This is a genomic window from Nocardiopsis suaedae, assembly GCF_027706745.1.
Classification (GTDB): Bacteria; Actinomycetota; Actinomycetes; order Streptosporangiales; family Streptosporangiaceae; genus Nocardiopsis_A; species Nocardiopsis_A suaedae.
Genome location: NZ_JAQFWP010000012.1, coordinates 1 through 21,789 on the forward strand (window position 1 = coordinate 1; position 21,789 = coordinate 21,789).

Below are 21,789 nucleotides of genomic sequence, written 5' to 3' on the forward strand. Positions count from 1 at the left end.
GACCGGGGTTGTGAGCCACAGACCCGAGACTCAAGATCCAAGAAACACGCCCTAGTGCTCGGGCAGTTCTTCGCCCGGCTCCCACCGGCGGTAAAAGCACACGGCTCACGAGAGCTGGATGAGGGCGTACAGCAGGAGCGCTATCACCGGGACCGCGAGAAGCGCCCGCAAGCCGACTGAAGTGCGTGACTTGTCAGGCGAAGTGGTCTTCATGGCGCCCTCCTCAGGAGCGGGCCTGCTTGGCGCCATCAGCCACCAACCCGTGGTGGGTCCCCACGGCCCCATGGGATCGGCCTTGTCCAGGTCGGCGGTGCCCACCCGGAGCCGTGGCCCTTCGAAGAAGCTGACCTCCGCCTGACCTAGAAAGTCGATCCTCTCGACTCTGCCCGGTGCCCCCGCAGGTACGCGCGCTAAGGAGCCGAGCGGGCGTTTCGCAATTACGACGTCACCTTCTCTGATCATGGGGGACCTCCTCCAGCACACAGAACCCTCGTCGGCCGTGGCCTGGCCGCAGGGCATAGACGAAGCCCGTCGCCACCAGGCGACGGGCTTCGTCTATATCGGACGACTTGTTCTTCAGGAACCGATCTGACCGGAAACGGCCCTGAGCTTCTCATTGAACTCGAGCGTCGTGGCCTCTTTCGGGTACATCTCCTGCAACACCTGCTCGAGGTCGCGCCCTACCATGAGGAGGGACGGGATGGACCGGCGTTCGATGTTGAAGGCACGGTCACCGAACTCGCCCGCCCCTTCAAGGTCGCCTTCTCGCGCCGCTGCCACACCGAGCGTCACGTTGGCTTCAGCGATCCGCATCGGAGATCGCGGAGTGCCGTCGAAGTCCGTGCCGGCCGCGATCACCTGCCTCGCGAGCGAAGTGGCGAGGCGGTCTTCTCCTACCAGGCGGTAGCAGTCCATGGCGTAGAAGTCGAACTTCGATGGATCGATAGCGAAGTGATTATCGAGGTTCTCCGGGTGCGGAAGCCCTTCGAGCATGTTCCTGCCATCCTCAAGGGCCAGCTCGACCTGCCGTCTGTCGCCCAGGCGTGCCCAGGCCTTCGCCCGCTGCGCGGTCAGCTGGACTGCGACATCCTGCGCACCGGCGATCTGCACTCCCTCTTGGGCCGCGGCAACGACTCCCCGGTAGTCACCTCGCGTCAGAGCCATCCATGCTCTGACCTCGTGGGCCCACCCGCTTATGGCCGTATGCCCTGACTCGGCTCCGAGCGACAATGCCGCCTTGCGGGTGGCTTCTGCCGACCGTGCGTCGCCGAGGTCGAACTCGACGCACGCCACCAGGAGGGCCAACCAGCCCGCGATGACGAGGATTTCCCGGTGCTGGCTCAGCGTGAGCCTGCTGGACTGCATCCCCGCCACGCGGCGAAGCCACTGACGTCCCTCGATCACGAGCTGCTCGCTCGGCATGTACGGATACTCGGATGCGAGTCGGTCCGCGGTGATCCGCAGCGCGTCAAGGGTGGCGGTGTCGACGTCGGAGGCCTGCATGCGGCTGACGATGTCGAGGGTCTCCAGGCCGGTAGCTGCCACGATCTCCGCCTGGCCGTCCCCCTTGCGTCCCTGCTGTGGGAAGAGGGCCGCCGTGACCGTGCCAAAGGTGGCCGCGAGGATCCCCTTGTAGTAGGCGCTCGGCTGCGTGTCGCCCGCCTCCCAGCGCTTCCACTGCCGCAGGAGGCTGTCGTCCGACGGCAGCTCCTTGTCCGCGTGCATGCGCATCGCGGCGATCGCATCAGCCTGTGACCACTGGCGAGCGTCTCGCTCGGCCGCCAGCCGTCGGGACCATCCTGGCCTGTCGTCCATCGCGCGCCTCCTCGTGAGGTGTACGCCCCGAGCCTCCCAGCTCGCTCCCGGCGGCACCGGTGACGAGAGGGGGGACATCGACGGTGTCACCCTACTTGTCCTGTATCTGCCACCGTGATCGTCACTTCATGTGACCTCTCACTTCCACAAGAGTCAGCACTGTTCAGCAAGTGACAGTCGTTCTCAGCGCGCTACAGGCGCTGTAGACGGAGGAACAGTGACTCTGGCTACCCCCCACCCGCCGGAACCAGAAGCCGGCTACCTGTCTCGCCTCCGGGCGACCTGCACCAACCTCGCGACGGAACGTTCCCTGCGCCTGTACATGCTCGGACGGCTCTGCAGCCATTCCGGGAACGGAGCGCACGGAGTGGCCATCGCCGCCACGGTCTGGCAAGTGTCAGGCGGATCGGGTCTCGCGCTGGGGCTCGTCCCCTTCGCGCAGTTCTTGCCGCAGCTGCTCATCGGTGCTCATGCGGGCGCCTTGATCGATCGCTGGAGCCGGCGACGCGCGATGCTGCTTCAGCAGACGGTCGCTCTCGGGCTGGCGGCCTCCATGGCCGTCCTTGTGCTCTCAGGAGCAGCTGAGCTGTGGTCGATCCTCTTCATCGTGCTCGGGATCGGGTTCTCGACCTCCTTCTCCAATCCGCTCCAGGCGGCCATGGTCGGTGAACTTGTCACGCACGGCTCTGCTCGCCAGGCGGCGGTCGCTCTGAACAGCGCGTCCTGGCAGGTCGGAACACTGGCCGGCGCGAGCCTTGCCGGACTTGCGATTCCGCTGATCGGCCCCGGCGCGGTGATGCTCATTAGCCCGACAACGTACTTGATCTCCCTTGCCAGCCTCCTGGCGATCAGGGCGAGCGACCTCGCTCAGCCGAGGCCGCGGACCAGACTCGAGAAGGTGTCGCTCCGCGCCCTTTTCGCGGAACCTGATCTTGCGACGTCCCTCCTTCTCGCATCCGCGGTGTCCCTGTTCGGCATGGGCGCCCTGCAGACAGGGATGCAGGTACTCGTCGTGGACACTGCGCAGGACCTCTCTGAGGGAACTGCTCTGGGTCTGGCGTCCGCGGCTGTCGCACTTGGCGGGATCGCTGCCCAGCTTTATGTGCTCGGCTCGGCCATCCCGACAGGGCGGAGGCTGACCGGCTATGCCACTGCACTCGGGGCAAGCCTCATTGCGAGTGCGTTCCTGCCGCACTTCCTCCTCGTGCTGGCCGGAGGATGCGTCGCCGGGTGGCTCACCTACTCCCACCAGACGTCGGCGCAGGTCATCAACCAAAGAGTCCCGGATCACATGAAGGGACAAGTGGCCGGCGCCTGGTTCGCGGCCAGCAGCACGAAGGCGATCTCAGCGGTGATCGCGGGCGGACTCGCCGATCTCCTCGGCCCCCGCGTCGGCATCGTCGTCCTGGCCGGAGGGCTGTTGACCGCCGCCGTCGCCAGCAAGCGCCTTCAGACCCGCGACGGCCGCTGATCCTCTACCGCCTGGAGTGCCCCCATGACTATCCCCGAGCTGTTGCTCGCCACAGAGCGTCTGAACGATCTTGCCCTGCGTCTCGACGAGCTGACGGACTCCGTCGAGGAGATGAAGACTAGGGTTCGAGCTTGCGAAGTCGCTGGTCAAGCCCCTTCACCTCGTCCTGAAGGCTGTTCAGCTTCTCAATCAGGGCCTCCATCTTCTCCATGAGGGCAGTCATCTCCGGGCTCGATTCGACCGCGGCCTCTGGGCGCGCCTCCACGACGGTTCCTCGTCCAGCTACCGGGGTCACCAGCCCCTCCTCACGCAGAACCCGGATCGCTGCACCGACGGTGTTCCTGGCAACGCCGAGCTCGTCTGCCAGCACTCGCCCCGAGGGAAGTTGGGTCCCGACCTCGTAGACCCCCTGATCGATCCGGTTGCGCAGCTCAGCAGCGACTTTCAGGTACGGGATGACGGTGTCGTGAGCAGCCATGACACCACACTAGAGGCTCGTTCGGCTCAAGTCACCCAAACAAATTCCACCCGATTGGCTTGACTGGCTCTAGTGGCTTGAGTAGCTTGGGATTTAGTTGGACAGCACCGAACACCGTTGGACCGAGGAGGACGCGATGACCGCCACCGCGAACGACAAGCGCAAGGCCGTTCTCGCCGAGATCGCTCGTGAGGAGCTCGTCCGCCTCGTCTACGGCCCGATCACCAACGAGAAGGACTTCGCCAAGCTCGCCGAGCTGGCCGACGCCGCCGGGGTCCGCCTGGAGGACGTACTCCCGGCCAGCGGAGAGCCCGGCCACGACCCGCGCACCCACCGGCCGGCCGCCAAGGCCTCCGAGCCCGCCGACCCGGAACGCACCGCGCCGCGCGAGCCCGCCCAGGAAGAACTCGACGAGCTGGCCGAGGGCATCGAGGAGCTGGAGGCCCAGAGCAGGGTCGCCGCCTACGCCTCCGACGTGGCCGACCTGCTCGACACCGACATGGACGAGGCCGAGGCCATCGTCCGCGGCTGGGGCGCCCGCCCCCGCCCCGGCATCCTCGCCTTCCTCCTGGCCCACGGGTCCGAGTGGACCCGCCTGCATCTGGTCACCGAACTGGCTTCCTGACCAGCACGAACACCCAGCACCGCCGATACGACAGGAGAAGTGTGCCGTGAACAGCCCGATCGCCACCGCCACCGACCGGACACGCGCCCTGGCGGCCGCCGCCCTGATCTCCAACCCCGCCCACCCCACCCACGTGGCCACGGCCGCGGTCCACACCCAGATCGCCTGCAGGGCCTCGTGCCCCTGCGGTTGGGACGCGATCCGCCCCACCCCCGAGGACGCCGTAGTAGAGGCCGCCCTGCACCGCCTGGACCCCGCCGAGTGGCGCCAGGACGACCGCTCCGAGGCCATCGCCGCCGGAGGCGACGAGTTCTGGGAGACGGACCCGGCCGACTTCCCCAGCATCGGGATGGAGGCCGCCTGATGAGCGAGATCGAGCTGAGCGAGGCCATCGAGGAGGTCCGCACCGAGGTTGGCCGCATCGACACCAAGGCCTCCCTTCTCATGGGGCTAGCCGGTGCCGGGGCCGGAATCGCTGCCTCGGGCGACCTGCTCACCGGGGACGAGCCCGGGGTGTGGCTGGTGCGGGCCGGGGCCGCTGCCCTGGCGGGCGCGACTCTGGCCGCGTTGAAGGCCGTGCGCCCGCGCTTGGCGCGCGCCCCGTTCATGCGCAACCGGAGCGTCGCAGCCCCGCGGCTGGCCCTCGACCTGGAGAGCCCGCAGGAGCGCTACCAGGCGCTGTGCACGGTGGCCGCCGCCAAGTACAAGGCCGTGCGCTGCGCGGTGGACCTGATCATCTTCGCCGTGCTGACCATCGCCGCCGGCACCGTCTGGCAGCACCTCACATGACCCGCCGCCTGCCCGCATTCGCTCTGGAACTCGGGCAGCGCGTTCTCATCGACGGCCACCCGGCCCAAGTCATCGGCACCCGGCCCCACCCCGACCGGGACCAGGCCGCCCGCGGACGCCTCCAACTGTGCCTGGTCCGTTGGAGCGGTCACGCCTACTGGGTCGACTACCTCACCGTCAATGCCGCCGACCCCATCGCGCTCGACGGCGACACAGTCTGACCTCGTTTCTCCTTCTCTCCTCCGAAGCCCTCACAGCGAAAGGACGAAGACGTGCACGACCCGGCTGACCTGATCACCGTCACCGTGCCCGCGTGGCTGGCTGCCCTCCTCGCGCTCTACGCGCTCGTGACGCTGCTGGCGATGCTCGGCGACATGTTCGTCGCCCTCATTGACGTCTGGAAGCTCCTGCGCCCGGTCCTGGCGCCGCGGCGCAGGGGCGGCCCTGATGAACGGGGCGGCCACGGACACGAGCGGGCCGCCTGATGGTCGCTTCCGTCGCAGCGCAACTGACCATCCTCGTCGTCGCCGTGGGCGGGCTGAGCCTGGCCTTCCTCGGCAGCGACCTGCTCAACGCCCTCCACGAGGCCGCCGACCAGCGATTCCGAAACGACGACACCAGGGAGCACTGACATGCCCACACGCGACCTGTCCACGCCCGAGCTGTTGGTGATCGCCTCGGTCGTCACCGGCCAGCTCGACGAACACTGGACCTCTCACCCGTCCTTCGCCATCCGGGTCTGGGTGGACATGCTCGGCCGCCCCCAGATCGATCTGACCCTGCACCGCGACGGCACCACCAACGAGGAAAGGGCCGCCTGGCTCGAGCACCTCGCTGAAGTCCTGGGCACCACCGTGCAGCACCCGTCCGGCCCCCACACCGCCTCTTCCGTGCACCTGGACGACTGGCACGGCACCGGCATCCACATCTGCGCCACCGCCCGCACCCGCGACCCCGAGAAGACCCTGCAGGAGGCGAGCTGAATGCTGCGCACCACGTCGCTGAAGCAGCGGATCCAGGGCCTGGAGGAAGAGCTGGCCCGCGAGCGCCGGAACCGCGAGGCCGCCGAGAACAAGGCGGCCCGCCTGCGCTGCGAGCTGCGGCACGCCGACCACCAGCTGCACACCGCCCGCAAGGAGATCGAACGGCTCAACAGCACCGAGCCGGACTTCTCGCTGCAGCGCGAGCGCCAGACCCGCGCCGCAACCGCGGCCCTCGAAGAGGCCTTCACCGCCGACTCCCCGCAGGCCGCCACGGCCGCGGCCCAGCGCGCCCAGGCCCTGATGGCCCTGGACCCCAGGTGCTTCAGCGACCCCCAGGTGTTCTGCGACCCGGACACCGCCAAGCCCAGCGGCTTCGCCTACGGCGTCCTCACGGCCGACTGCTCCATCAAATCCTTCAGCTTCCGGAGCGACGCCAAGGCGTTCCTCACCGGGCGCCACGGCATGACCTCGGCCGACGCCGACAAGCTCCTCCGCTGGCACGAAGAGGCCGCCCGCCGCCGAGACGCCGACCTGGACGCCGCGCCGTTCTGAGACACCGCCCGCACCCTCGGCCCTGACCTGACGCCCTGCCCGCGAGCAGGGCGTTCGCACTCCCAAGGAGAACAGTGATGACCCCTGTCCCGCCGCGTGCCCTGCCCACCACCCAGGACGACCTGCACAACATCGAGCGCACGGCCGCCGCCGCTGTGGACCACCCCCAGCGGATCATCTCGGCGGTTCTGGTGCCCACCGGTGTCTATCTGCGCATCCACTGCGACTACACCCACGTGGCCGCGGACGTCCTGAACGGGTGCGGCTACACCGCGACGCTGATCCGCACGGGCCACATCCTCGTCAGCGGCGTGGCCGACCGCACCTGCCTCCTGGATGCCGAGATCAACCGGCTGGAGGCCGAGCGCCGCTCCCTGGACGAGATCACTCTGGCCTGAACTCTCCTGGCCCCTCATGCAGAAGGGCGGCCCCGCCGCTGTGACCGGCGGGCCGCCCTGTGACACCTGAAAGGCGCCAACCATGAACGATGGTCCCACTGCCCGCCAGGAGGCGCCAACGCCTTCTCCCAAGCCGTCGCGCCGGGTGCGGCGCCTGGCCGCGGCCGCCGCCGACGCCCAGGCCCTCACCGGCGAACAGCGCGCCCTGCTCACCCGGGCCGAGCGCGACCCGGCCGTGGTGGCCGCGGCCCGCCGCAGCGCCACCCGCGCCGCCCGCACCCGCGTGCACACCCGCGCCCGCCTGAACAACACCGCCTACACCGCACTGGCCGACCGGGCCGCCTCGGCCGGCACCGACCTGGCCTACGCCCTTCGCGCCCGCTCGGCCGAAGCCGCCCCCCGCGCGGTCACCGTCCTTTCCCGCGTGGGGCTGTGGGGGCCGGTGGCGATGCTGGCCATGAGCCTGCTGCTGTCCGGCGGCTCGGGGTACGGCATCGCGATGCTGGCCACCGCCGCCGGAGGCGCCGCGGCCACCGGCTTCATCGTCGAGCTCGGCGGGTCGGTCATCTCCACGGCCACCATCACCACCATCGGCCTGGTGGCCCGCTACAGCGCCTCGGGATACGCGATCGCTACCCGCACCCGGGGCCGCAAGCTGCTGGTGGGCACCCTGATCGCCGGTCCGCTGCTGATGAGCGTGGGGCTGAACCTGCTCGGCTGGTTCTTCGGATTCTCCCTGGCCAGCGTCATCACCGCGCTGTGCGCGGTCGGCGCGGCCGGCACCGCGCTGGCCGCCCACGCCATCACGGTCATGACCTCCGAAGCCCGCACCGAGCGCGCCGACCAGATCGGCGAGCAGGACGCCGCCGACCTGCTGCGGGTGGCCACCGACACCGCGGCCCTGGACCGGCTCGTCGAAGCCCCCGCCCTGCCCGCTCCGGCGGCGCCCGCGGACAGCAACCCCGCGTCTTCGGATGCCGAGCTGGTGGGCACCGCCCTGCTCGGGACGCTCGCCGAGGGCGACCGCGAGCAGCTGGCGGGCCTCATCGCCGACGACGAGGCGCTGCTGGACAAGGTGATGTCCGCCATCGCCCGCGTGCCCGAGTCCCCGGCCGCCTGGGGTGGCGCCACTGGCGGAACTGGCCCCGACCAGGACGGACGCCCCGCCGCGGTGCCGGTCCCCGCCCCGGGTGGCGGCACCGGCCCGATGCCCGCTGACCTGCACGAACACCCCGACAACACGGCCGATGAGCCTGCCGAGGGTGGCGGGACTGGCGGAACTGGCCCTGACCAGCGGACTCGCCCGCCGCACCTGCAAGCCCGCGCCGCGCAGGGCGCCTCCACCCGCCAGGCGGTCCTGGACTACATCACGGCCCACGGCCCCGGTGTGTCGACCAACCAGATCGCCGCCGACCTGGGCAGGTCGCGCTCAACGGTGCGCGAGCACCGCGACCGCCTCCACCAGGACGGCCACCGGGTCTACGACAACTGACAACGCCGCCTACCCGGGGCGCCCGCCTCAAGGCGGGCGCCCTGCCTGCTCCGAGGGCGAGCACACCGCCCCGGCCCCAGCAGTGGGCCGGGGCGGTGTCCCCGCCGCCCGGAGCGGCGTCGAGCAGGCGACGCGCGGCAACCCCTGATGGGGCTGCCCGCGAACCCGCCCGACCCGCTGTTCCCCACCCGCCCGCGCACCTCGCAGGAGGCCTATGGATCCGCCCTGACCACCACCGACCGGCCACCAACACCGCCGCCCCGACCCGCCACGGGCCGGGGCGGCCCCGTCCACCACCCCCAGAGCTGGAAGGAACCGCATGACGACCATCACCGAGGCCCCCGTCCGCCGCCTGTACACCCGCCAGGCCGAGACCTGGATCACCTCCTGGCCCGAGCTCGACGAGATCGCCACCTGCCCCGAGTGCACGAGCTTCCGCAACCTCCGGCTGCACTGGGTCCAGGGCGAAGAGGACCAGTCGCTGTTCTCCTGCGGGTGTGGCGCGACCTGGCACGACTCCAACTGGGCGACCCGCGCGTCGATGGCGCTCGTGCTCGCCAACTGCGGCCAGGGCCACGACGAGCCCGGCCTCCCGGCGGACGTGCCGGAGCCAGTGCGGGCGCTGGTCGCACCCCAGCCCCGCCGGCGGCGGTGATCCCGGCCTACCGGTGGGGCTTCGCCCCGCCGGAGCTGGCCACCCGCGCCCAACTGCGCGCCGAGGGTCTGCGCCCCGGCGGTCAGGACCCCGTCGCCGAACTCCTGTGGCGCTCGCGCCGCGCCCGCGGCGGCTACCGCCGCGCCTGGCTCTACGACCGGACCCGCGCCGCCGCGGTGCGGCCGATGACCCCGGCACGCGAGCGGGCGCTGGCCCGCGCGCTGCTGGCCCGCCACACCTGCAAGGCGTGCGGGCAGGTGTTCGAGTACTGCCTGCCCACCAGCACCGGCGGGCTCTGCCTGCCGTGCGACGCCGACGAGACCGCCCGCGTGCTCACCGACCAGGGGTGGGCGGCATGACCACGCGCTGCACCCCGCACGTTGAGCGCACCGGCGGCTTCACCGAGCGCGGCGAGGAGTCCTACTTCGCCCGCCTGGTCTGCACCTGCGGCGCCACCGGCGAGTGGCGCGTGGGCTACTTCGGCGCCGACGGAGACCTCCGGCGCCACAAGCAGCCCTTGCCCGAGCGGGCCGAGCCCGAGCCCTTGTTCTGAACCCGTGCTGAAGGCCGCCTGATCGCGGCCTGCCTCGCCATTGCGTTTCCACTGCTGCACAAGGAGTACTCATGCTGCGCTTCGCCCTGGACCTGGCCCTGATCGTCGCCGCCGTCGTGCTGCTGGGCATCGGCGTGTTCACCTACCCCGACGTGCCCCCGTTCGTGTGGCTGTCCGCCCTGGCCGTGGGCATCGTCCTGGTCCTGCCGCGCCCGGCGGGCAGCCCCTCGCCTGCCGCCCGCGTTTTCGAGTCCACCCGCCGCTGACCCGCCGACCGACCCACGCCCCGTCCTCGGCGGGGCGCCGCATTGACGAAGGAGAAGGATGGAGACCGCCGCCAACGCCGCGCTCGCCGCCATCGGGCTGGGCGTCGCGATCACGCTGATCATCCTGCACAAGGAAGGGCGGCTGCTCACCGTAGCCGCACTGCTGGGCGGCCTGGCCCTGGTGCCGCTGTCCCAGCGCCCGATCCTGGCCGGAGTCGACGCTGCCGACAACGCCCTGGCCATCGCCGTCCCCACAGTGCTCGCGGCCGCCGCGACCGCGTGGATCTTCAGCGAGCTCAAGGACGCGGGAACCTCCCGCCTCACCCCCTTCATCGCTCTGATCATCCCGGTCCTGTGGATCGCGGCCGGCGGGGTATTCGTCGAGATGTACAGCGGCATGGTCGGCCTGGTGAACACCGCCGACACCTTCACCGCCGAGATGGCCCAGTGACCAGGGCCAAACGGTCGCCGCGCGGCGCGCCCTGGCGGATCCGCCTGCGCGCCGCGCTGGCCATGGCCGATGCGGCCCTGCTGGAACTGCTCGACCTGATCGCCGCAGCCCTGGACCGCCGCCCGGCGTCCGTGGCGCTGCCCGCTCTCGCCCGGCGGCTGTCCTCCAGCTGGAACTACCACCTGCAAACCGCCCGCATCCGCGCCTACGGACCTGGCCGCGGGCTGCTGGCCGTCATCGTCCGCACCACCCCCGCCTCACCCGACAGGAAGGACCGCGCATGACCGCCCACACCACCAAGCTCAAGCGCATCATCTCCGAGATGGAGTCCACCGAGCTGAACACCGGCTCGGAGATCCGCGCCTACTGCGACAAGGCCCGCGACGCGCTCAAGTCCATGGCCGTGGAGCTGGAGTTCACCGCCACCGAGCTGCAGTCGCGCCTGATGGAGCTGCCGCCCGAGGGCAACGAGGGCCGCATGAAGGTGCGCACCAAGGCCCGCACCTGCGCCCGGCACCTGCGCAAGTCGGCCAAGGCCGCCCGCACCGGCGCCGCTGAGGCAACCCGCACCTGGGCGAGCATCACCCGCCAGTTCGAGTACATCCTCGGCCCGGTCAAGAAGGTCAAGCCCAAGAAGATCCTCAACCTCAAGATCTGAGCAGCCCCGGGAACCGTCTGCGGCCCCCGTCACGGCGGGGGCCGCCCCTTGTCCGACCCCGTCCCCGTTCACATCCACAGGAGAGCGCCGTGGCGCGAAAGCACCGACGCACATCGATGCGGGAGCGGCGGGACGAAGGGTGGAGCCCCGCGCCGCGCACCGGGCCCCACCCGATCGCTCCCGTCGTCCCCTACCTCATCCCGTTCGTCCTGGCCGCGGCGATGTGGCCGCTGGGCTGGATCGCCCACACCCTGCTCGGGGGCCAGGGCGCCACCACCGCCCTGTACTGCGCACTCATCGGTATCTGCGGCGCCCTGAGCTGCCTGGTGCTGCACCTGCTAGCCGAAGCCCGCTCCTGGTACGCCGACGTGGTCTACACCGCAGGGTGCGCCCTGGGAACGGTGTGGGCCATCGTGGCCACCGCCTGGACCCCGTTCATGCCCGCGGCCGGCTTTTACATCGTGGTCGCCTTCTTCTTCGGCGTCATCGCTGCCGCCCACCGGGCGCTGGCCGGAGCCGAGGAGGAGGGAGGCCAGGCCAAGAAGGTCAAGCTGCCCTCCTGGGCCCAGATCCAGCAGTGGCTGGACCTGACCTGGGTGGCGCTGACGCCGAAGAAGACCACCGACACCCAGGTCAAGGCCGAGTTCGAGCTGGAGCCGGGGCGCACGGTGGCCGAGCTTCAGTCCCATGCCGACCAGATCGCGTCGGCCTACGGGGTCGCCCCCGGGGCCGTGCGCATCAGCGAGGACCCCGGGCACGCCCGCCGCGGCCACATGACCGTGGTCACCCGCGACGTGATGGGCCAGATCGTGCCCTGGCCCGGCCTGGACGACAAGGAGAAGGGAGCCTCCATCGAGGACGCCCCGCTCACCCTGGGGCTGTACGAGGACGGCGAGAAGTTCACCGTCAACCCCGTCAACAACCACACCCTGACCGTGGGCATGTCCGGTGCCGGGAAGAGCGTCTACGGCAAGGTCAAGCTCGTCTCCATCGCCGCGCGCTCGGACACCTTCACCGTCGCCATCGACCTGGCCAAGGGCAAGCAGACCCTCGGCCCGGTCGAAGGCGCGATCGGGTGGGCCGCCCTGAACGACAAGAAGGCCGCCCGCATGACCCTGGACGGCCTCAAGCGCGCGGTGAAGGCACGCGCGGACTACCTGGGCGAGCGTGGTCTGGCCCAGTGGGAGAGGGGCTGCGGCCTCGTCTTCCTCCACGTTCTGCTGGAGGAGGCCGCCGAACTCGCCGACTTCGACGAGCTGGTGGAACTGCTGCGGGTCGCCCGCTCGGTCGGCATGCACTTCGAGATCTCGCTGCAGAGGGCCACCTACGGAAATCTCGACACCGACGCGCGCGCCAACCTCGGCGACGGCGTCTGCTTCGGCGTTCGCGACCCCGACGATGCGACCTATGTCCTGCCCGACTACGTGACCGACTCGGGCGCCGACCCGGCCCGCTGGCGCAAGTCCAAGCCCGGCGCCTGCTACGCCGCCGTGGACTCCCAAGACCCCGACCGGCACACCATCCCGATCAAGATGTACGGCCCGCCCAGCGCCGACAAGGCCGACGAGAACAAGGTCCTGGCCGCCGAAGCCAGCGCGCTTCCCGACCAGGACGCCAAGCTCGACGACATCACGCGCGAGGCCTTCGGACCGGCCTACGCCGACTACCTGGCCAAGCGCCGCGCCGCCGCCCCTGCCCCGGCTGCCGAGCCGACCGAGGCGGCCCCGGCGGCTGCCCGCCCGGTGCTGCGCGCCGTCCCCGAACCGGCCGAACCCGCCCCGAGCGACCACGAGAACCGCGACGACCAGGAAACCGAGAAGGAAGAAGAGGAGCTGACCATGACCGACGAGGACATCTTCGGCGAGGACGCCGACCTGCTCACCGCCGACACCCCGGACGTCGAGGCGATCACCGAGGAAGACGAGCTCGAGGAACTGGAGAACGACTTCGTCCTTCCCCGCCTGACCACCGCCTCTTCCTCCGAGGCCACCAAGCACTCCAAGCAGGGGGCCGAGCAGGCCCGCGCCGTCGCCGACCAGGTGATCGCCGACTGGGCCAAGGGCGGCGAGACCTTCACCGCCCCCGAGTTCCGCGCGGCCGTCACTGCCGCCGGCGTCGACCGCGAGCGCACGTGGTACAAGCGCCAGCTCGAGCGCCTCGAGACCGAGGGCGCAATCGCCGTCGACGATGACGGACAGTACCGGGTGCGCGTCCTTGAGGGCGCCACCGCCTAACCCACTCGGACCGTCCAACCGCAGATCAGGCGGGTTGGCCGCCCTGAGCGGCCAACCCGCCCCACCGCTGGAGTGTTCGGCCCCGCCCCTGTGTCCAACCCCAGGTCACGACACCGGACCAACGTCCAACACCAGTTCAGAAACTTTTGTGCAGGTGAACAGGGTGGCCAACCGTGGGCCAACCCGCCCGGCCATCTCCGGGCCAACCGGTTGGCCACCCCGTTGACCTGTAACACCCCGCGCCGGGTGGCGAAACGCACGAGCGCGCACACGGGCCAACCCCCGCTCCGCGCTCTGCCCTCCGTCGGCGACGCTGCGTGATCAGAAACCCCGTGGCGGCCCCGACGAACGCTGTCTCGTCGGGGCCGTCCTCGCCCTGCAATCACCTCTAAGGAGGCCCCCTGTGGACACCATCGACACCGCCGTGCCCGAAGCCGTAGCCCTGGCCGCCGAGATCACCTACGTCGTCGACGGCGGCAGCGCGCGCTACCGCATCGACGGGCTGCGCATGAACGAATCCGAGGCCCACACGCACCTGACCGCGGTTCGCGGCGCCGGTTCCGCTGCCGCCTACAGCGCCCTGGACCTGGCGACGGTACGCGACAGCGCCGCCGCCCGCGAGCACCTAGCCGTCTATCACATGGGCCCTCGCGGCTACGGGCTCATCCATGAGGGCCGCCTCATGGAACGCGAGGACGCCCGCGACCTGCTCGTGCGCGAATACCGGTGCACCCCGGACGAAGCCGAAGAGCTCCTGGAGGAGGCCCGCCGCACGCTCTTGAGGACCTGGCGGCCCGCCCCAAGGGATTGACCGTCCAGTGCCTCTGCCGCCCCGGCCCTGCGCCGGGGCGGTGGGGGGACCGGACCGGTCCGCCACCAGCAGGAGGGAGCACTGATCATGCCGTCACTGTGCTGCGGGACCAGCGTCGGCGGGCGCGTGCGCCGCACCGCCGCCAACGGAGACGAGGAGTACGCGATCCTCTACCGGGCCTGGTGGCCCATCGGCGGGGCCTGCATCGCCGGACACGGCAAGGACAAGCGCCAGGCCAGCTTCGAGACCGCGATGCGCGAGGAGGCCGACGAGGAGCTGGGGCTCAAGGTCCTGGAGGCCACCGAGGTCCTGACCGTCCACCTGCCCAACCTGTGCTCGGCGCCCCCGGCGGACGCCTTCGCCTCGCCGGGCCACCTGTGGACCGTCTTCGACCTGGAGGTCGCCCCCGACGCCCGTCTGCTGCCCGATCCCGAGGAGACCCGCGGCGCCGAGTGGGTGACCGGCGACCGGCTCAGGGAGATGGCCGCGGCGACCATCGCCTTCGCCCGCTCCGGCCGCCCCGCCGCCGAGCAGCCGGCCGACTCCCTGGAGGCGGTCTGGGTGGAGCTGTGCCACCGGCTCGGCGACATCACGGTCTCCGACGCCGACCGGTCCTCCGTGCGCGGCCTCTACAGCTCGCCGCCGCCGGAGTACTACCGCGGCGGCCGCCCCGGCGCCGGCCGCTGACCCCCGGGAGGAACGATGCCGATCAAGCCGACGACCTGCTACCGGGTGACCTGCTTCGGCTGCGGGGTCCCGATGACCGACGACTACACCACCCTCGACGGCAGCTTCATCCACTTCACCAGCGTCCAAGAGGCCTTCGACGCGGTGGCCAAGGGCGAGTTCGAGTGGGGTCTCGACGGCCCCGACGGCCGGCAGCCCCACTGCCCCGACTGCCTTCCCCTCCCCCCGGACCCGCGGGCGCCCCAGCACGCCGCGCACATCACCGCCGACCCCCTGCCCCGCTAGCGACACCCACACCGTGACCTCGTGGTCCGGGGCGGGCCCGCGCAGGGACCGCCCCGGACCACAACTACAACCAGGAGGTTCTGTGATCACCACCGCACTCGCGACGCGCCGCGGCTCGCGCGCCTTCAACTGCGACGCTGCGTCCGTTCACACCTGCGATAACGCGACCGCTGCTGCGCTGATCGACGGCATCGGCAACGACGAGAACACCGCCACCACCGCCCGCCTGCTGGCAGAGACCGTGGCCCGCGTGACCGCCCACCGCGGCGGCCTGGCCGGGCTGCTGTCCGGGACCCAGCTGCTCCAGGTGGACCACGCGGGCGACGCGGTCGGCGTGGCGGCCCTGGCCCATCCCGGCTCGCCGACCTGGGTGTGGTGGTCCGGGGACTGCCGCGCCTACGGCTTGAACGGCCACCGGCTGCGCCGCTACACCTCCGACCACACCGTGGGCGAGCAGCTGCGCCGCAACGGCACACCGCTCGACATCGCCGCCGACCACGACAACTGGATCCAGACGCCCCTGTCGGAGGCGGCCGTGGCCACCGTCTACGACGTGGAGGTCCCCGCCGACGAGCTGGTGGTACTCACCAGCGACGGCGTCCACGACTACGTCGCCCACGAGGAGCTCGAGGAGATGACGGCCGCCCTCCAGGGGTCCCCGCAGGACCTGGCCCAGGCGCTCATCGACGCGGCGCTGCCCGACGAGGACGGCTACCGCGACGACGCCACCGCCGTTGTCCTGGCCCCGGCCGCGGGAAGCGGGGTGGAGCGCTGATGCCCACCATGACCGACCTGTTCTGCGGCGGCGGAGGGTCCGCGACCGGCGCGACGGCCGTCCCCGGCAACGCCGTCACCCCCTGCACCGCCCGCGACCTGCTCGCAGCGGTCACCGAGGCCATCACCGGCGAAGAGATCGACCCGGCCGCCGCCAACGCGGCCGCGGCCTGAACCAGCAGCACACCCCAAGGAGGAACACCGTATGACCACTCCCGCCGCACAGACCGCCACCGTCCCCGCCGACACGCTCCTGCGGCTCCTTCGATCGGTCGAGCCCTTCATCGGCACCGGCGACGAGGACCCCCGGTTCCGCGTCGTCCAAGTCGAAGCCGCCGGAGGCTGGCTGAGCACCACGGCCACCGACCGCTACGCCCTCGCGGTGGCCCGCGAGCCCATCGGCCCCGAGTACTCCTTCCAGGCCTTCCTCGAGGACGAGGACATCGCGTGGCTGGACCAGCAACACGAGCGCCACCCCTTCGGCGACCTCACCGTCACCCCCACCGACCAGGACGTGCGCCTGGGCTACACCAGCCACCACGCGCCCGTGGACGAGGTCTCCACCCTCACGCTGCCCATCCCCCAGGTCCTGCCGGACTGGCGCTCGGCCCTGGCCTGGGCCGCCAAGACCACCGACGTCGAAAGCGCCGCTCCCCAGATCGCACTGCAGCCGTTCTTCCTGAACCGCCTGACCGCAGCCGAAGACTTCTCGCCCACGGTGCCGGTGTGGGCCGCCTGGCGCACCTCGCAGAACCCGGAAGGGGCCGTTGTCGCGACCATCGGCGACTGGTTCTGCGCCGTCATCAGGCCCGGCCGCGCGGATCTGGACCTGCCCAACGCCTCGGAGGTCGCCGCCGACTTCGCCCGCATGCCCCAGCACCAGCCCGCCGCAGCGGCCTGACCCGCTCGAAGAGGAGCCAGATTGAACGGCCGACTGACCTTCTACGTGACCGTCGTCTGCGAGAACCAAGGCGAGATCATCGCCGAATACGAAGCCGAAATCGGGCATCGCATCGACGGCGTCTTCCCCAATCTCAATGGGGACGACGGCACCGACGAATGCCAGCTCTGCGCCGACGCCGCGCAGACGGCCTGAACCGACCCCCGAAACGAAGAGGAACCCGCGTGTCCGACTGGCACCTGAATCCCATGCTCGCCTTCGACACCGAGAGCACCGGCGTGGACTTCGACACCGACCGCATCGTCACCGCCGCCCTGGTCCGCATCGACCCCGCGGCCGGCACGGCCGAGACCACCACCTGGTTGGCGGACCCTGGGATCGAGATCCCCCAGGGCGCCACCGACGTCCACGGCATCACCACCGAGTACGCCCGCCAGCACGGCCGTCCGGCCCACGATGTCGTGGACGAGGTCGCCCAGCAGATCGGCGCGGCGGTCGCCGACGGGGTGCCTCTGGTCGCGTTCAACGCGGCCTACGACTGCACCCTGCTCGACAGGGAGCTGGCCCGGCACCGGATCGGGGTGGACTTCGGCGGCAAGCTCCGCGTGATCGACCCCCATGTCCTGGACAAGGAGGTCGACCGCTACCGCCGGGGATCGCGGCGCCTGGTGGACGTGTGCGCCCACTACAACATCGCGCTCTCGCAGGAGTCGGCGCACGGGTGCGAGGCCGACGCTCTGGCCGCCGCGCGGCTCGCCTGGCGGCTCGGCGCCACCCAGCCCCGCCTGGCCGCGATGAGCGTCGACGAGCTCCACGATGCCCAGCGGACCTGGAGGGCCGAGCAGGCCGCCTCGCTGGAGGCCTACCTCCGGCGCACGAACCCGCGTGAGGTCGTCGAGCGCGCCTGGCCGATCATCCCGGCCACATCCGTATGAAGGCGCCTGTCACAGCCCCTCCGCCAGCCCACTTCCTCTCAGCAGAGAGGACAGCACACCGACGAAACGAGAAGAGATTGACCTATGTCGAATGAGGCCTTGACCTGGGCCTTCAAGCAGCAGCTCTCCAACAGCTCGGCGAAGTTCGTCCTTGTCGTCCTCGCCGACCACGCTGACGAGAACGCGTCCTGCTTCCCGAGCCAGAAGAAGATCGCCCGTATGACCGACCTCGGGGAGCGCTCCGTTCGGCGCTGCCTCGAGCTGTTGGAGAAGTCCGGTCTTGTCACGCGGAGTAGCCGCTACGGCGAGAACGGGCGCCGGACGACCGACCGCTACCGGCTCAACCTAGCGGCCACCATGACCACCGGTCAGATTGGCCGCCCTGTGCCACCTGCAGAGACGACTACCGGCCAGATTGACCAGTGGTCAGATTCGACAGGTAGTACACCGGCCAACGTGACCACCGGTCAGAATGGCCGCATCCCGCCACCTGCGGAAACGACTACCGGCCAAAATGACCACCGGTCATCCTGTCCGACTTCACCGGCCAATCTGGCCGGACAGTATCCCTCAGTGAACCCTCAGTCCTATGAACATATAGATGGGTCCGCTGCCCCGACCGAGCCGCCACCGCAGACCGTGATCCCGAGCGACTTCACGCTCAGCGAGCAGATGCGGGCTTGGGCCGCCAAGCACACCCCGGCCCTCGATGCCGACGAGGCGACCGAGGCCTTCGTCGACCACTACCTGTCGAAGGGCGAGCTCCGCGCCGACTGGAATGCGGCCTGGCGCTCCTGGATGCGGACCCGCTCACGCTGGCAGGCCGAGAAGCGCCAGGCGCCCACCAGCAGCGGGTTCCAGCCCTTCCGCAACCCGGCTGAGGACGACGGCGACCCCAACGCCTGGGCGTAGGAGGCCACGATGACGACGCTGTCCGCTGAGACCGCGCTTCAGCACATCACCCGCCAACTGGCGCGTCGCGGGATCCCGATCCCGTCGACCGACCCGGACCCCGGTCCGAGCACGCACGCCGGCCAGCCCGGCGAACCTGGTGACCCCGAGTGGCACCACGCCCAACGAGTGGAGCTCGCCATGTCCCGCTGGCAACGCATGACCCCGCCCGTCTACCAGGAGGCGCACACCGACCATTCCGACGTCATCGCCTGGTCCGACACCGTCTCCCAGGCCTGGCCCAAGGACGGCGAGCAGCGCCTGCAGGGCCCGTCGCTCCTGCTCTGGGGCGGCACCGGCGTGGGCAAGACGCACGCCGCCTTCGGCGGCATCCGCCGTATCGCCGCCGCCGGGGTTCCGCGCTTCTCGATGGTGTTCACCAGCCAGCCCGAGATGTACGCCGCGATGCGTCCCAAGCCGGGACGCGAAGACCAGCAGGAGCGCCTCGAGCGCCAGCTCATGCGCACGCCGCTGCTGCTGTTGGACGACATCGGCACCGCGAAGGAGAGCCCTTGGACCGCCGAGATCCTCTACCGGATCGTCAACCACCGCTACAACCAGCGGCGGCCGACCATCTTCACCAGCAACTACTCGCCCAAGCAGTTGCGCGAGGTCGTCGGCGACCGGATCCACTCCCGGCTCGCGGAGATGACCACCGCGGTGCGCATGGACGGCCACGACCGTCGGCTCCCCCGAAGGGCCTGACGCACCAGCCGGAATCTCAGCAAAGCGGCCCCGGACTCGCCTGCAAGCCACTCCGGGGCCGCACCTTCGCCCACACAACAAGGACGAGGTACTCCCATCATGACCGACACTCCCGCCCGAGACACGGGCATCGTCCACGTCCGCCTGATCGGCACGCCCGAAGCCGTTCAGAGGGCCGCCGAGCAGATCGAGCAGGCCTGCACGGCCTCGCCGCCCTCCCGCCCACTGCCGAGCCGCAAGAACCCGCACCACGTCCTGGTCCGATTCGAGGTGATCGCCTAATGGCAACCGCTCTTCCCACCCGCCGACGCGGCACCGGACGTCGGCCCGCGACGCCCACGACCATGACTGATGAACTGCTGACCCTCCCCCAGGCCCTCAAGCTGCTCCAGGTGCCGCGCAGCACGTTCTACGGCTGGCTCCAGCGCGGTGTCGCCCCGAAGACCATCAAGTACCCCAACGGCAAGATCATGGTGCGCCGCAGCGACCTGGAGGCCTGGCTGGCCACCCAGGAGGTCTCGGCGTGACCCAGCTCGACCCGGCCGGTCGCCCCTCTGTGGGCGACCGGCCCTCGACGTTCAACGTCAAGCTCTGGAACATCCGCACCTACAAGGGAAAGCGAAAGACCACCTACACGGTGCGCTGGAAGGTCAACGGCAAGCTTTTCCCAGAGACCTTCGACACCGAGTCCCTCGCGCTGTCTCGCCGCAACGAGCTACTGACCGCTCAGGCGAAGGGGATCGCCTTCGACGTCGAACTCGGCGTCCCCGTCACCGAAGTTCCGGCGATCCTCGCCAGGCAAGCCGAGGAGGAAGAGGAAGAACCAGAGCTCACCTGGTACGAGCACTGCGTCAACTACGTCGAGCGCCGCCACAAGTGGCTGGCTGCGAACAGCCGCCGCTCGGTCGCCGACACGCTCGCGACGATCCTGCCTGTGCTCTTGCCCGATGCACCGGGGCGGCCCGAGAAGCGCCAGCTCCGCTTGGCCCTGTACCAGTGGGCTTTCGACAAGAACCGGCGCGAACGCGAGGACATGCCTCCCCACGTCGAGAACGCTCTCCAATGGGTCGCCGATCACTCACCGCCCGCTTCTGCTCTGGCGGACCCGGACAAGGTCTTGACCGCCTTGGAGGCGATCGGCAGCACCCAAAAGGGCAAGCGGGCCTCCGGCAACACCATTGCCCGGAAGCGAGCTGTGCTCAGCAACGTGTTGGAGTTCGGCGTGGGCGAGTTCCTCGACGGCAACCCGCTCCCTGCCGCCTCCAAGAAGTGGAACCCTCCGAAGGCCGTCGAGGAGGTCGATCCGCGAGTAGTGATCAACCCCGAGCAGGCGGTGGCTCTCCTCGATGCCCTGCGGCAGCTTCCGCACTCAGGCCCGAAGCTGGTCGCCTTCTTCGGGTGTCTCTACTACGGCGGGCTCCGGCCCAGCGAAGCCGTCCGACTGCGCAGAAGCAACCTGGACATCCCGATGAGGGGAAGCGGAACGCTGGTTCTGGAGGACTCAGGCCCGGTGGCCGGCCGGACGTGGACCGATTCGGGGAAGCGCCGCGACAAGCGCGGGCTGAAGTGGAGGGGAGACAAGGAGGTTCGATACGTCCCCTGCCCTCCGGAGCTCACAGAGCTGCTGCGCGAGCACCTGGCGGTGTTCGGGACCAATGTCGAGGGGTACCTGTTCCGCGGGCACCGAGGCGGTGAGCTCTCGGAGAGCGTCTACGAGCGGCTGCTCAAACGCGCCCGCATGAAGGCCTTCACGCCCGAACAGGTCGCGTCGCCCATGGCACGGCGCCCCTACGACCTCCGCCACGCCTGCCTGTCCGCGTGGCTCAACGCGGGGATCGATCCCGCCCAAGTCGCACACTGGGCGGGGAACAGCGTGCGGGTCCTGCTCGGCACCTACGCCAAGTGCGTCTCGGGCCGCGAGGCCATCAACCGGAGCAAGGCGGAGCAGGCCACCAGGGCTGATCCCCCAGCGCCGTCCGGCGACTGACCCGCGGCGGCGACGAAAAACTTCGCCGCGTATTCGCCGCAGAAAGCCGTCTACGGCCGTTCCCAGCCGGACACAGCCGGACTGAACGAAAACGCCCCCTGACCGCGGACACGCTGGTCAGGGGGCGTTCTCAGTGGGTGGCAGGTGTAGGGTTCGAACCTACGTAGGCTGAGCCGGCGGTTTTACAGACCGCTCCCTTTGGCCACTCGGGCAACCTGCCTGGGAGTGCTGCGCCCTCCGTGGGGCGCGGCGACGTGATCGAGGATAGCGGACGAGCGCCGTGCTCGCGAATCGATAGGCTCGGTGCCGCGGCGGCCGGGCCCCGCCCGGGGC

Annotated in this window: 35 protein-coding genes, 1 tRNA gene and 1 pseudogene; 33 read left to right on the top strand and 4 right to left on the bottom strand. The window is 70.3% G+C overall.

Annotated elements, in window-relative coordinates:
* Positions 1-105 precede the first annotated feature (105 nt).
* Both O4U47_RS08475 and O4U47_RS08480 read right to left on the bottom strand, forming a co-directional pair.
* Positions 106-462 carry a hypothetical protein gene (locus O4U47_RS08475; RefSeq protein ID WP_270677103.1) on the bottom strand — a complete coding sequence of 119 codons (357 nt, stop codon included), beginning with the start codon at positions 460-462 and terminating at the stop codon, positions 106-108.
* 114 nt (positions 463-576) lie between these two features.
* Positions 577-1,815: an XRE family transcriptional regulator gene (locus O4U47_RS08480; RefSeq protein ID WP_270677104.1), complete on the bottom strand. Its 1,239-nt coding sequence runs from the start codon at positions 1,813-1,815 to the stop codon at positions 577-579.
* A 322-nt stretch (positions 1,816-2,137) separates the two neighbouring features.
* Between O4U47_RS08480 and O4U47_RS08485 the strand changes: the two genes are divergently transcribed.
* Positions 2,138-3,286, top strand: coding sequence for an MFS transporter (locus tag O4U47_RS08485; protein WP_270677235.1), 1,149 nt, complete (start codon positions 2,138-2,140; stop codon positions 3,284-3,286).
* Between the two features lie 118 nt (positions 3,287-3,404).
* On the opposite strand, the gene O4U47_RS08490 is transcribed toward O4U47_RS08485, so the two are convergent.
* Positions 3,405-3,764 carry a GntR family transcriptional regulator gene (locus O4U47_RS08490; protein ID WP_270677105.1) on the bottom strand — a complete coding sequence of 120 codons (360 nt, stop codon included), beginning with the start codon at positions 3,762-3,764 and terminating at the stop codon, positions 3,405-3,407.
* Between the two features lie 136 nt (positions 3,765-3,900).
* Here O4U47_RS08490 and O4U47_RS08495 point away from each other — a divergent pair, with 136 nt between their 5' ends.
* The 32 genes and pseudogenes from O4U47_RS08495 to O4U47_RS08645 all read left to right on the top strand — a co-directional run bounded on the left by O4U47_RS08495 (position 3,901) and on the right by O4U47_RS08645 (position 21,456).
* Positions 3,901-4,389: a hypothetical protein gene (locus tag O4U47_RS08495; RefSeq protein ID WP_270677106.1), complete on the top strand. Its 489-nt coding sequence runs from the start codon at positions 3,901-3,903 to the stop codon at positions 4,387-4,389.
* A 46-nt stretch (positions 4,390-4,435) separates the two neighbouring features.
* Positions 4,436-4,753 carry a hypothetical protein gene (locus tag O4U47_RS08500; RefSeq protein WP_270677107.1) on the top strand — a complete coding sequence of 106 codons (318 nt, stop codon included), beginning with the start codon at positions 4,436-4,438 and terminating at the stop codon, positions 4,751-4,753.
* Positions 4,753-5,178: a hypothetical protein gene (locus tag O4U47_RS08505; RefSeq protein WP_270677109.1), complete on the top strand. Its 426-nt coding sequence runs from the start codon at positions 4,753-4,755 to the stop codon at positions 5,176-5,178. The genes O4U47_RS08500 and O4U47_RS08505 overlap by 1 nt, the downstream gene beginning before the upstream one ends.
* The gene (locus tag O4U47_RS08510) at positions 5,175-5,399 is read left to right on the top strand and encodes a hypothetical protein (protein WP_270677111.1); all 225 of its coding nucleotides are present in this window, start codon (positions 5,175-5,177) and stop codon (positions 5,397-5,399) included. The genes O4U47_RS08505 and O4U47_RS08510 overlap by 4 nt, the downstream gene beginning before the upstream one ends.
* Positions 5,400-5,450: 51 nt before the next feature.
* Entirely contained in the window at positions 5,451-5,663 is a 213-nt protein-coding gene (locus tag O4U47_RS08515) for a hypothetical protein (RefSeq protein ID WP_270677112.1), read from the top strand.
* A complete protein-coding gene (locus O4U47_RS08520) occupies positions 5,663-5,809 on the top strand; it encodes a hypothetical protein (protein WP_270677114.1) in 147 nt (48 codons plus the stop codon). Before O4U47_RS08515 ends, O4U47_RS08520 begins: the two co-directional genes overlap by 1 nt.
* 1 nt (position 5,810) lies before the next feature.
* Positions 5,811-6,161 (top strand): hypothetical protein, encoded by a 351-nt coding sequence (locus O4U47_RS08525; RefSeq protein ID WP_270677115.1) that lies wholly within the window; start codon positions 5,811-5,813, stop codon positions 6,159-6,161.
* Positions 6,162-6,713 (top strand): hypothetical protein, encoded by a 552-nt coding sequence (locus O4U47_RS08530; RefSeq protein WP_270677116.1) that lies wholly within the window; start codon positions 6,162-6,164, stop codon positions 6,711-6,713. It begins immediately after the preceding gene.
* A 77-nt stretch (positions 6,714-6,790) separates the two neighbouring features.
* Entirely contained in the window at positions 6,791-7,111 is a 321-nt protein-coding gene (locus tag O4U47_RS08535; protein ID WP_270677117.1) for a hypothetical protein, read from the top strand.
* A gap of 82 nt (positions 7,112-7,193) precedes the next feature.
* Complete coding sequence (locus tag O4U47_RS08540; RefSeq protein ID WP_270677118.1) at positions 7,194-8,603, top strand: winged helix-turn-helix domain-containing protein; 1,410 nt, start codon at positions 7,194-7,196, stop codon at positions 8,601-8,603.
* A 319-nt stretch (positions 8,604-8,922) separates the two neighbouring features.
* Complete coding sequence (locus O4U47_RS08545) at positions 8,923-9,258, top strand: hypothetical protein (protein WP_270677119.1); 336 nt, start codon at positions 8,923-8,925, stop codon at positions 9,256-9,258.
* Positions 9,255-9,617 carry an RRQRL motif-containing zinc-binding protein gene (locus O4U47_RS08550; RefSeq protein ID WP_270677120.1) on the top strand — a complete coding sequence of 121 codons (363 nt, stop codon included), beginning with the start codon at positions 9,255-9,257 and terminating at the stop codon, positions 9,615-9,617. The genes O4U47_RS08545 and O4U47_RS08550 overlap by 4 nt, the downstream gene beginning before the upstream one ends.
* The gene (locus O4U47_RS08555; RefSeq protein WP_270677122.1) at positions 9,614-9,811 is read left to right on the top strand and encodes a hypothetical protein; all 198 of its coding nucleotides are present in this window, start codon (positions 9,614-9,616) and stop codon (positions 9,809-9,811) included. Before O4U47_RS08550 ends, O4U47_RS08555 begins: the two co-directional genes overlap by 4 nt.
* Before the next feature lie 71 nt (positions 9,812-9,882).
* Positions 9,883-10,077, top strand: coding sequence for a hypothetical protein (locus O4U47_RS08560; protein WP_270677123.1), 195 nt, complete (start codon positions 9,883-9,885; stop codon positions 10,075-10,077).
* A 58-nt stretch (positions 10,078-10,135) separates the two neighbouring features.
* Positions 10,136-10,528, top strand: a complete 393-nt coding sequence (locus tag O4U47_RS08565) for a hypothetical protein (RefSeq protein ID WP_270677124.1) — start codon at positions 10,136-10,138, stop codon at positions 10,526-10,528.
* Complete coding sequence (locus tag O4U47_RS08570; RefSeq protein ID WP_270677126.1) at positions 10,525-10,812, top strand: hypothetical protein; 288 nt, start codon at positions 10,525-10,527, stop codon at positions 10,810-10,812. The genes O4U47_RS08565 and O4U47_RS08570 overlap by 4 nt, the downstream gene beginning before the upstream one ends.
* A complete protein-coding gene (locus O4U47_RS08575) occupies positions 10,809-11,186 on the top strand; it encodes a hypothetical protein (protein ID WP_270677127.1) in 378 nt (125 codons plus the stop codon). Before O4U47_RS08570 ends, O4U47_RS08575 begins: the two co-directional genes overlap by 4 nt.
* An 89-nt stretch (positions 11,187-11,275) precedes the next feature.
* The gene (locus O4U47_RS08580) at positions 11,276-13,420 is read left to right on the top strand and encodes a P-loop NTPase family protein (RefSeq protein WP_270677128.1); all 2,145 of its coding nucleotides are present in this window, start codon (positions 11,276-11,278) and stop codon (positions 13,418-13,420) included.
* 403 nt (positions 13,421-13,823) lie between these two features.
* Positions 13,824-14,231 (top strand): hypothetical protein, encoded by a 408-nt coding sequence (locus O4U47_RS08585; protein ID WP_270677129.1) that lies wholly within the window; start codon positions 13,824-13,826, stop codon positions 14,229-14,231.
* A gap of 87 nt (positions 14,232-14,318) precedes the next feature.
* Positions 14,319-14,918: an NUDIX domain-containing protein gene (locus tag O4U47_RS08590; protein ID WP_270677130.1), complete on the top strand. Its 600-nt coding sequence runs from the start codon at positions 14,319-14,321 to the stop codon at positions 14,916-14,918.
* Positions 14,919-14,933: 15 nt separating this feature from the next.
* On the top strand, positions 14,934-15,203 hold the full coding sequence (locus O4U47_RS08595; protein ID WP_270677131.1) for a hypothetical protein: 270 nt from the start codon (positions 14,934-14,936) through the stop codon (positions 15,201-15,203).
* 82 nt (positions 15,204-15,285) lie between these two features.
* Complete coding sequence (locus tag O4U47_RS08600; protein ID WP_270677132.1) at positions 15,286-15,978, top strand: PP2C family protein-serine/threonine phosphatase; 693 nt, start codon at positions 15,286-15,288, stop codon at positions 15,976-15,978.
* Positions 15,978-16,151, top strand: coding sequence for a hypothetical protein (locus O4U47_RS08605; RefSeq protein ID WP_270677134.1), 174 nt, complete (start codon positions 15,978-15,980; stop codon positions 16,149-16,151). The genes O4U47_RS08600 and O4U47_RS08605 overlap by 1 nt, the downstream gene beginning before the upstream one ends.
* A 31-nt stretch (positions 16,152-16,182) precedes the next feature.
* On the top strand, positions 16,183-16,878 hold the full coding sequence (locus tag O4U47_RS08610; protein WP_270677135.1) for a hypothetical protein: 696 nt from the start codon (positions 16,183-16,185) through the stop codon (positions 16,876-16,878).
* 21 nt (positions 16,879-16,899) lie between these two features.
* The gene (locus tag O4U47_RS08615) at positions 16,900-17,073 is read left to right on the top strand and encodes a hypothetical protein (RefSeq protein WP_270677136.1); all 174 of its coding nucleotides are present in this window, start codon (positions 16,900-16,902) and stop codon (positions 17,071-17,073) included.
* A gap of 29 nt (positions 17,074-17,102) precedes the next feature.
* On the top strand, positions 17,103-17,813 hold the full coding sequence (locus tag O4U47_RS08620) for an exonuclease domain-containing protein (RefSeq protein WP_270677137.1): 711 nt from the start codon (positions 17,103-17,105) through the stop codon (positions 17,811-17,813).
* An 84-nt stretch (positions 17,814-17,897) separates the two neighbouring features.
* Positions 17,898-18,086, top strand: a pseudogene (locus tag O4U47_RS31260) (helix-turn-helix domain-containing protein); the annotation flags it as partial.
* 300 nt (positions 18,087-18,386) lie between these two features.
* On the top strand, positions 18,387-18,725 hold the full coding sequence (locus O4U47_RS08625; RefSeq protein WP_270677138.1) for a hypothetical protein: 339 nt from the start codon (positions 18,387-18,389) through the stop codon (positions 18,723-18,725).
* Between the two features lie 9 nt (positions 18,726-18,734).
* On the top strand, positions 18,735-19,469 hold the full coding sequence (locus O4U47_RS08630) for an ATP-binding protein (protein ID WP_270677139.1): 735 nt from the start codon (positions 18,735-18,737) through the stop codon (positions 19,467-19,469).
* A gap of 99 nt (positions 19,470-19,568) precedes the next feature.
* Positions 19,569-19,751, top strand: a complete 183-nt coding sequence (locus O4U47_RS08635; RefSeq protein WP_270677140.1) for a hypothetical protein — start codon at positions 19,569-19,571, stop codon at positions 19,749-19,751.
* Between the two features lie 62 nt (positions 19,752-19,813).
* Positions 19,814-19,996, top strand: a complete 183-nt coding sequence (locus O4U47_RS08640) for a helix-turn-helix transcriptional regulator (protein WP_270677141.1) — start codon at positions 19,814-19,816, stop codon at positions 19,994-19,996.
* Positions 19,993-21,456 carry a tyrosine-type recombinase/integrase gene (locus tag O4U47_RS08645; RefSeq protein WP_270677142.1) on the top strand — a complete coding sequence of 488 codons (1,464 nt, stop codon included), beginning with the start codon at positions 19,993-19,995 and terminating at the stop codon, positions 21,454-21,456. The genes O4U47_RS08640 and O4U47_RS08645 overlap by 4 nt, the downstream gene beginning before the upstream one ends.
* A 138-nt stretch (positions 21,457-21,594) precedes the next feature.
* On the opposite strand, the gene O4U47_RS08650 is transcribed toward O4U47_RS08645, so the two are convergent.
* A tRNA-Tyr gene (locus O4U47_RS08650) sits at positions 21,595-21,676 on the bottom strand.
* Positions 21,677-21,789: the final 113 nt, after the last annotated feature.

Coding starts and splice junctions, on each gene's coding strand:
- O4U47_RS08590 (WP_270677130.1), top strand. CDS start 14,319: ATGCCGTCACTGTGCTGCGGGACCAGCGTCGGCGGGCGCGTGCGCCGC.
- O4U47_RS08545 (WP_270677119.1), top strand. CDS start 8,923: ATGACGACCATCACCGAGGCCCCCGTCCGCCGCCTGTACACCCGCCAG.
- O4U47_RS08565 (WP_270677124.1), top strand. CDS start 10,136: ATGGAGACCGCCGCCAACGCCGCGCTCGCCGCCATCGGGCTGGGCGTC.
- O4U47_RS08555 (WP_270677122.1), top strand. CDS start 9,614: ATGACCACGCGCTGCACCCCGCACGTTGAGCGCACCGGCGGCTTCACC.
- O4U47_RS08480 (WP_270677104.1), bottom strand. CDS start 1,815: ATGGACGACAGGCCAGGATGGTCCCGACGGCTGGCGGCCGAGCGAGAC.
- O4U47_RS08495 (WP_270677106.1), top strand. CDS start 3,901: ATGACCGCCACCGCGAACGACAAGCGCAAGGCCGTTCTCGCCGAGATC.
- O4U47_RS08535 (WP_270677117.1), top strand. CDS start 6,791: ATGACCCCTGTCCCGCCGCGTGCCCTGCCCACCACCCAGGACGACCTG.
- O4U47_RS08485 (WP_270677235.1), top strand. CDS start 2,138: ATGCTCGGACGGCTCTGCAGCCATTCCGGGAACGGAGCGCACGGAGTG.
- O4U47_RS08610 (WP_270677135.1), top strand. CDS start 16,183: ATGACCACTCCCGCCGCACAGACCGCCACCGTCCCCGCCGACACGCTC.
- O4U47_RS08510 (WP_270677111.1), top strand. CDS start 5,175: ATGACCCGCCGCCTGCCCGCATTCGCTCTGGAACTCGGGCAGCGCGTT.
- O4U47_RS08605 (WP_270677134.1), top strand. CDS start 15,978: ATGCCCACCATGACCGACCTGTTCTGCGGCGGCGGAGGGTCCGCGACC.
- O4U47_RS08560 (WP_270677123.1), top strand. CDS start 9,883: ATGCTGCGCTTCGCCCTGGACCTGGCCCTGATCGTCGCCGCCGTCGTG.
- O4U47_RS08530 (WP_270677116.1), top strand. CDS start 6,162: ATGCTGCGCACCACGTCGCTGAAGCAGCGGATCCAGGGCCTGGAGGAA.
- O4U47_RS08520 (WP_270677114.1), top strand. CDS start 5,663: ATGGTCGCTTCCGTCGCAGCGCAACTGACCATCCTCGTCGTCGCCGTG.
- O4U47_RS08505 (WP_270677109.1), top strand. CDS start 4,753: ATGAGCGAGATCGAGCTGAGCGAGGCCATCGAGGAGGTCCGCACCGAG.
- O4U47_RS08490 (WP_270677105.1), bottom strand. CDS start 3,764: ATGGCTGCTCACGACACCGTCATCCCGTACCTGAAAGTCGCTGCTGAG.
- O4U47_RS08540 (WP_270677118.1), top strand. CDS start 7,194: ATGAACGATGGTCCCACTGCCCGCCAGGAGGCGCCAACGCCTTCTCCC.
- O4U47_RS08595 (WP_270677131.1), top strand. CDS start 14,934: ATGCCGATCAAGCCGACGACCTGCTACCGGGTGACCTGCTTCGGCTGC.
- O4U47_RS08475 (WP_270677103.1), bottom strand. CDS start 462: ATGATCAGAGAAGGTGACGTCGTAATTGCGAAACGCCCGCTCGGCTCC.
- O4U47_RS08640 (WP_270677141.1), top strand. CDS start 19,814: ATGACTGATGAACTGCTGACCCTCCCCCAGGCCCTCAAGCTGCTCCAG.
- O4U47_RS08635 (WP_270677140.1), top strand. CDS start 19,569: ATGACCGACACTCCCGCCCGAGACACGGGCATCGTCCACGTCCGCCTG.
- O4U47_RS08575 (WP_270677127.1), top strand. CDS start 10,809: ATGACCGCCCACACCACCAAGCTCAAGCGCATCATCTCCGAGATGGAG.
- O4U47_RS08525 (WP_270677115.1), top strand. CDS start 5,811: ATGCCCACACGCGACCTGTCCACGCCCGAGCTGTTGGTGATCGCCTCG.
- O4U47_RS08630 (WP_270677139.1), top strand. CDS start 18,735: ATGACGACGCTGTCCGCTGAGACCGCGCTTCAGCACATCACCCGCCAA.